We start from the raw sequence: 6,450 nt of genomic DNA on the forward strand, positions 1-6,450 counted from the left end.
CCCGTACGTGCGATCCGTGTCACGCGACCCACCACTTTTCAGCCCTTTCTCGCCGGACGCCATGGACTCCTTCTACAAGTACCACGTGTTTTTCTGTCTTAACCAGCGCGAGCCCGGCGCGGATCGGCCCAGCTGCGCGAACTGCAACGCGCAAGCGATGCAGGAATACGCCAAGAAACGCGTGAAGCAGCTGGGTCTCGCGGGGCCGGGGCAGGTCCGCATCAACAAGGCGGGCTGCCTCGAACGCTGCGAGGAGGGCCCGACGATTGTCGTCTATCCCGAAGGGACCTGGTACACCTACATCGACGAAACCGATATCGACGAAATCGTCGATTCGCATCTCGTGAATGGCAAGGTCGTCGAACGCCTGAAAATCTGATCCGCCCATGAACGTTCATACGAAAAAATTCCTGATCGACGGCCCGGCCGGCAAGATCGAAGTCGCCGTCGATATGCCCGACGAAGCGCGCGACGGCGGCGCTTCTCCGCGCGGCATTGCGCTCGTTGCGCATCCGCATCCGCTCTTCGGCGGCACGATGGACAACAAGGTCGCGCAGACGCTCGCGCGCACGCTCGTGCAGCTGAACTACGTGACGTATCGCTCGAATTTCCGCGGTGTCGGCGAAACGCAGGGCGAGCACGACAAGGGCGTCGGTGAGCGCGACGATCTGCGCGCCGTGATCGATTTCATGCGCGCACAGGAGGGGCAGGCCGATCTGCCGCTCGTGCTGGCGGGCTTTTCATTCGGCACGTTCGTGCTGTCGCATGTCGCCGCGCGGCTGAAGGAAGAAGGCCGCGCCATCGAGCGCATCGTGTTTGTCGGCACGGCGGCGAGCAACTGGGATGTGGCGCCGGTGCCGGAAAACACGCTCCTGATTCACGGCGAAATTGACGAAACGGTGCCCATCCAGTCGGTCTACGACTGGGCAGCGCCGCAGGAACTACCCATTGTGGTGATTCCGGGCGCCGAGCATTTCCTGCACCGCAAGTTGCATATCCTGAAACGGATCATCGTCGACGCCTGGCGTTAACGTCACCCGCGGGCCGCCCGGCAACCACGCCGCGCGCGATTCCGGGGTACAGGTATGCACAAAATGTGAATGAATCGGCGGTCCCGTCGGCGGATTGTCGGATTGCGGCGCGTATAATGAGCGCTCTTTTTTGGGCGCAGCGCCGTCCATCTGTCCGGCTGGATGCCCGCTCGCATCGCTGGATGGCAGATAGCGCTGCGCGAACCGATCGCGTGGCCGGGAGTCCAACGGGCGCCGCACCGCCGAACTGCATATGCAGGCGGCGAGCGCCCGCCGACCGGCTCTTCCCATCTGCGTGCCCCCGCGCGCGAAGCATATTTCTGCCCGAACCGATCCTATGCGCTTTTCCTCCTCCGGCTTTTCGTCCCTGACGTCTCTCGCGTCCCTCGCTCCTTCTTCGATCCGTCGCACTGTTGCGCTCGGCGTGTTGCTGCCCGCAGCGCTCGTCGCGAGCACTGCGTTCGCGCAGGTCGCGCCCCCGGGTGTGAATGCGCGCTCGTGGGTGCTCGTCGACGCCACCAGCAATCAGGTGCTCGCATCGGGCAATCCTGACGAGCGCGTCGAACCGGCGTCGCTCACGAAGCTGATGACCGCGTATCTCGTCTTCGACGCGCTGCAAAAGAAGAAGATCACGATGGATCAGACGATCATGCCGAGCGAAGCCGTGCGCCGCGTGCGCACCGACGAATCGCGCATGTTCATCGAGGCGAACAAGCCCGTCACGGTGCACGATCTCGTGTACGGCATGATCGTGCAGTCCGGTAACGACGCGGCGATTGCGCTGGCCGAACTGGTCGGCGGCAGCGAGTCGCAGTTCGTGCCGCTGATGAACGCCGAAGCGCAGCGCCTCGGCATGAAGAACACGCACTATGCCGACGTGAACGGCATGCCCGATCCGCAGCACTACACTACGGCTGGCGACCTCGCGATTCTCTCGACGCGCCTGATCCGCGATTTCCCGGACTACTACAACATTTTCTCGGTCCGCGACTTCACGTACAACAAGATCAAGCAGCCGAACCGCAACCGTCTGCTGTGGCTCGATTCGACCGTCGACGGCCTGAAGACCGGTCACACGCAGGCCGCGGGCTACTGCCTGATCGCGACGGCGAAGCGTCCGCTGGCGGGAACGCCCGACGCGACGCGCCGTCTTGTCACGGTGATGATGGGCGAACCGAAGGAACATGACCGCGTGCAGGACAGCCTGAAGATGCTGAGCTACGGCTACACCGCGTATGACACGGTGCGTCTGTACAAGGCGGGTCAGGTGATCGAGACGCCGCACATCTACAAGGGTGCGGCTGATTCCGTGAAGATCGGCGTGAAGAACGACCAGTTCATCACAGTGCCGAAGGGCGTGGGCGACAAGGCGAAGCCGCAGGTCGAGCGCACGGATCCGTTGATCGCCCCGATCGCGGACGGCCAACAGGTCGGCACGGCGAAGATCGTCGCCGATGGCAAGACACTGGCGGAGTTCCCGGTCGTTGCGCTGCAGACAGTGCCGCAGGCAGGCATCGTCGGTCGCGTGTGGGATTCGATGATGCTGATGTTCAACAAGAAGAAGTAAGGTTGCGAAGGTCGATGCGGCGCGTGGCGGTGGTGTTTGCCGCAGCACGCGCGCCGCATCGAAAGCAGATATGACGGCGCGCGCGAGGGCTGAAGGACGTGGCGCTGGAAGGAGTGAATGATGGAACCGGCGAAAGAATCACTGATTGAGTTTCCCTGCGATTTTCCGATCAAGGTGATGGGTAAATCGCATCCGGACTTCCACGACACGATCGTGACGGTGATCCGGCAGTTCGACAATGAATTCGACGCCACGCGTGTTGAAATCCGTCCGTCGAGCGGCGGTAACTACACAGGCCTGACGGTGACGGTGCGCGCCGTCAGCCGCGAGCATCTCGACGATATCTATCGCGCGCTCACCGGGCATCCGATGGTGAAAGTCGTGCTTTGATGGTTTTTCGTCCGCGGAGCCTCGCGCGTGGGCTTCGCGGTTGTGTTCAAGACTGGACGTGCAATGCGTCCGGTGTTTTTCTCGCGCAAGATCCTTCGGCGCAGGCGCGATCGAAAAGCTGTCTGAAACGCGCCACCTCCGCGAATACCCAGTCCCTGAAGGCTTTGACTCGCGGCGCCTGAAGCATTTGTGGCGGGCAGATGAAGTAGTACTGCCACGGGCTCGGGCCGTCAATGTCGAACAGGCGCACGAGGCGCCCCGCTGCGATCTCGTGCATCGCGAGTGAACGCCGCGTGAGCGCGACGCCCTGGCCGTCGATGGCCGCCTGCAGCAGATTCGACGAATCCTGATACAGCACGCCACGTTTTGGCTCCGGCCGGTCGGTGAGCCCGGCGGCGTCGAACCACGGACGCCACAGCTCGTCATCGGAGCGCAGCAGCGGCACGTTCGCCAGATCGGCCGGCGTTTTCGGGAGGTCGCCACCGTTGAAGTTCGGCGAGCAGGCCGGGAAGAAAATCTCATCGAGCAGCAATTCCGAGTGCAATCCCGGATAGCTGCCGAAGCCGAAACGGATCGCGGCGTCGATGTCGTCGCGCGCGAAGTCGGCAAGTACGTTGGTGGACAGCAGTTCGAGGTCCCACTGCGGATTGGCCTCGATAAAGCTGCCGATGCGCGGCGTCACCCAGCGCGCCGCAAACGACGACAACATCGACACGACCAGCCGCCGCTCACGATCGCCGGCGCGGATCTGGCGCGTGGCGTCGGCGAGCGCCATGAGCGCGGCGCGCACCTGCGTCGCATAGCGGCCGCCGACTTCGGTGAGCCGCACGCGCTTGCCGTCGCGGGCGAAAAGCGCGACGCCGAGTTCGGCCTCGAGCGCGCGGATCTGGTGGCTGACGGCGCCATGCGTGACGAAGAGTTCGTCGGCGGCCCGCGAAAAGCTCTCGTGCCGGGCGGCGGCTTCGAACGATTTGATGGCGTTCAGGGCGGGGAGTTGTCGAAGGTCCATCGCAATTTTTCTCACATAGACGTGAAAATTGATCGTTTTGCTCAATCCCTTGCTACGCCTAGGATTGTAGTCATCAGAATGACTTTGGCGGAGTGGAACATGCGAGAAATTTCCTCTAGCATAACCTTTGAAATTCGGGCCGGTGAAACGGTTCCGATGATGGTGATGCGCAGCACGCGTCTGAAGGTGAGCGGCGGCGCAGTGTGGGTCACGCGCAGCGACGACGTCGAGGATTACTGGCTGGAGCCCGGCCACACGCTGCGGCTGCGTCGTGGCGAGCGTCTGTGGCTGAGCGTCGAAGGTAGCCAATCCGCGCGCCTTGCGTTTGCAGTGCCGACGCGCGCCAACGAACGGGCGATGAACTGGTTCGCGCGTGTGACCGACAGGCTGGGCTGCTGGGTGCGGCAAGGCTGGCGCACCGTTTGAGAGCGTGTCTATTCGCGCCTGGGGCCGGTAGTGAAACCGGGCGCTGTCCGGCGGGACGCGCAGGATTTCGGTAAACTGACGAAATCATGTGCGCCACGCCGGTTTTCCCGTCTACGTTGTTCCCCGGTTCAACTCCGTCCGATCTGGCTGCTCCGGCTGACAGTGGCGTCAGCGCCGCGCCCGCCGCGCGGCCTGTAACGTTGCGCTGGCGCGGGGTCGAGTCGTATGAAACCAGCTTCGACGCAATGCGCGCCTTCACTGACGCGCGCACCGCCGACACGGTCGACGAAGTCTGGCTGGTCGAACATCCCCCGGTCTTCACGCTAGGACAAGCCGGCGATCCCGCCCATCTGCTGGCCGCCGACAGCGGTATTCCGCTCGTCAAGGTCGATCGCGGGGGGCAGATTACGTATCACGGGCCCGGGCAGGTGGTCGCGTATCTGCTGTTCGATTTGCGTCGACGCAAGCTGATGGTGCGCGAACTGGTCACGCGGATCGAGCAGGCCGTGATCGAAACGCTCGCGGCGTATAATCTCGCCGGAGAACGCAAGGCGGGCGCGCCTGGTATTTACGTGGCGCCTGGTCCGGATGCAGGTCTGCATGCCGGCGCCAAGATTGCCGCGCTCGGCCTGAAAATCCGCAACGGCTGCAGCTATCACGGCGTCAGTCTGAACGTGAATATGGATCTGCAGCCGTTTCTGGCGATCAATCCATGCGGCTACGCAGGACTCGAAACAGTCGACATGGCGACGCTTGGCATCGCCGCCGGCTGGGACGACGTGGCCCGGACGCTCGCAGCACGCCTCACCGCAAACATCGACGGCACACCCGCGGCCGTCGCCCAACCGCAGGCCGGTGTGCTTACCGCCTGACTGGATCGAACGAATGACTGACGTTACCGCGAACCTCGCCGGCACTCCCGCCACTGACGCCGTCCCGGCGCCCGCAGCCTACGATGCAACCGCGAAGCAGAAGGCGCAGGCCAAGACCGCGCGCATTCCGATCAAGATCGTTCCGATCGAAAAGCTGAAGAAGCCGGACTGGATTCGCGTGAAAGCGGCCACCGGCAATTCGCGCTTCTACGAGATCAAGCAGATTCTGCGCGAGCACAACCTGCACACCGTGTGCGAAGAGGCGAGCTGCCCGAATATCGGCGAATGCTTTGGCAAGGGCACCGCGACGTTCATGATCATGGGTGACAAGTGCACCCGCCGCTGCCCGTTCTGCGACGTCGGCCACGGCCGTCCTGATCCGCTCGACACAGAAGAACCTGGCAACCTGGCGCGCACGATTGCCGCGCTGAAGCTGAAGTACGTGGTGATCACCAGCGTCGACCGTGACGATCTGCGCGACGGCGGCGCGGCGCATTTCGTCGAATGTATCCGTCAGACGCGCGAGTTGTCGCCGGAGACGCGCATTGAAATCCTGACGCCGGATTTCCGTGGCCGTCTGGATCGCGCAATCGGTATCCTCAACGCCGCGCCGCCCGACGTGATGAATCACAACCTCGAAACGGTGCCGCGTTTGTACAAGGAAGCGCGTCCGGGTTCGGACTACGCGCACTCGCTGAAGCTGCTCAAGGACTTCAAGGCGCTGCATCCCAACGTCGCGACGAAGTCCGGCTTGATGGTGGGTCTGGGCGAGACCGAAGAGGAAATTCTTCAGGTGATGCGCGACCTGCGCGCGCACGACGTTGACATGCTGACGATCGGCCAGTATCTGCAGCCGTCTGAACATCACCTGCCGGTGCGCTCGTACGTGCATCCCGATACGTTCAGGATGTACGAAGAAGAAGCGTACAAGATGGGCTTCACGCATGCGGCGGTTGGCGCGATGGTGCGGTCGAGCTATCACGCGGACCTGCAGGCGCACGGGGCCGGTGTGGTCTGAGCGGTATGCGCTTCCAGCTGTTAAAAAGCCCCGCAGATGCGGTAATGCCGTTCAGTTAAGATCCTTCTTCAAGAAACGAACGGTATAACGGTGAGGTCGAGATTTGACGACCCGGTCGCATGCGCGGCCGGGTCGTT

8 protein-coding genes are annotated in these 6,450 nt (G+C 63.0%); 7 read left to right on the top strand and 1 reads right to left on the bottom strand.

The window, feature by feature from the left end:
* Window positions 1-61: 61 nt before the first annotated feature.
* The 4 genes from P3T16_RS02555 (at window position 62) to P3T16_RS02570 (ending at window position 2,988) form a co-directional block, all read left to right on the top strand.
* Window positions 62-379 carry a (2Fe-2S) ferredoxin domain-containing protein gene (locus tag P3T16_RS02555; protein WP_429254920.1) on the top strand — a complete coding sequence of 106 codons (318 nt, stop codon included), beginning with the start codon at window positions 62-64 and terminating at the stop codon, window positions 377-379.
* 7 nt (window positions 380-386) lie between these two features.
* On the top strand, window positions 387-1,031 hold the full coding sequence (locus P3T16_RS02560) for an alpha/beta hydrolase (RefSeq protein WP_429341049.1): 645 nt from the start codon (window positions 387-389) through the stop codon (window positions 1,029-1,031).
* Between the two features lie 337 nt (window positions 1,032-1,368).
* Window positions 1,369-2,598, top strand: a complete 1,230-nt coding sequence (locus P3T16_RS02565; protein ID WP_429254918.1) for a D-alanyl-D-alanine carboxypeptidase family protein — start codon at window positions 1,369-1,371, stop codon at window positions 2,596-2,598.
* Between the two features lie 120 nt (window positions 2,599-2,718).
* On the top strand, window positions 2,719-2,988 hold the full coding sequence (locus P3T16_RS02570) for a DUF493 family protein (protein WP_429254917.1): 270 nt from the start codon (window positions 2,719-2,721) through the stop codon (window positions 2,986-2,988).
* A gap of 46 nt (window positions 2,989-3,034) precedes the next feature.
* On the opposite strand, the gene P3T16_RS02575 is transcribed toward P3T16_RS02570, so the two are convergent.
* On the bottom strand, window positions 3,035-3,997 hold the full coding sequence (locus P3T16_RS02575) for a transcriptional regulator GcvA (RefSeq protein WP_429254916.1): 963 nt from the start codon (window positions 3,995-3,997) through the stop codon (window positions 3,035-3,037).
* Between the two features lie 99 nt (window positions 3,998-4,096).
* On the opposite strand from P3T16_RS02575, the gene P3T16_RS02580 reads away from it, so the two are divergent.
* The 3 genes from P3T16_RS02580 (at window position 4,097) to lipA (ending at window position 6,313) form a co-directional block, all read left to right on the top strand.
* Entirely contained in the window at window positions 4,097-4,423 is a 327-nt protein-coding gene (locus tag P3T16_RS02580) for a DUF2917 domain-containing protein (RefSeq protein WP_429341050.1), read from the top strand.
* An 86-nt stretch (window positions 4,424-4,509) separates the two neighbouring features.
* Window positions 4,510-5,295, top strand: coding sequence for a lipoyl(octanoyl) transferase LipB (gene lipB / locus P3T16_RS02585; RefSeq protein ID WP_429254915.1), 786 nt, complete (start codon window positions 4,510-4,512; stop codon window positions 5,293-5,295).
* Window positions 5,296-5,308: 13 nt separating this feature from the next.
* Complete coding sequence (gene lipA, locus P3T16_RS02590; protein ID WP_429254914.1) at window positions 5,309-6,313, top strand: lipoyl synthase; 1,005 nt, start codon at window positions 5,309-5,311, stop codon at window positions 6,311-6,313.
* Window positions 6,314-6,450 lie beyond the last annotated feature (137 nt).

Origin of the sequence: Paraburkholderia sp. GAS42 (assembly GCF_050436565.1) — a bacterium.
Classification (GTDB): domain Bacteria; phylum Pseudomonadota; class Gammaproteobacteria; order Burkholderiales; family Burkholderiaceae; genus Paraburkholderia.

Coding starts and splice junctions, on each gene's coding strand:
- P3T16_RS02555 (WP_429254920.1), top strand. CDS start 62: ATGGACTCCTTCTACAAGTACCACGTGTTTTTCTGTCTTAACCAGCGC.
- P3T16_RS02560 (WP_429341049.1), top strand. CDS start 387: ATGAACGTTCATACGAAAAAATTCCTGATCGACGGCCCGGCCGGCAAG.
- P3T16_RS02565 (WP_429254918.1), top strand. CDS start 1,369: ATGCGCTTTTCCTCCTCCGGCTTTTCGTCCCTGACGTCTCTCGCGTCC.
- P3T16_RS02570 (WP_429254917.1), top strand. CDS start 2,719: ATGGAACCGGCGAAAGAATCACTGATTGAGTTTCCCTGCGATTTTCCG.
- P3T16_RS02575 (WP_429254916.1), bottom strand. CDS start 3,997: ATGGACCTTCGACAACTCCCCGCCCTGAACGCCATCAAATCGTTCGAA.
- P3T16_RS02580 (WP_429341050.1), top strand. CDS start 4,097: ATGCGAGAAATTTCCTCTAGCATAACCTTTGAAATTCGGGCCGGTGAA.
- lipB (WP_429254915.1), top strand. CDS start 4,510: ATGTGCGCCACGCCGGTTTTCCCGTCTACGTTGTTCCCCGGTTCAACT.
- lipA (WP_429254914.1), top strand. CDS start 5,309: ATGACTGACGTTACCGCGAACCTCGCCGGCACTCCCGCCACTGACGCC.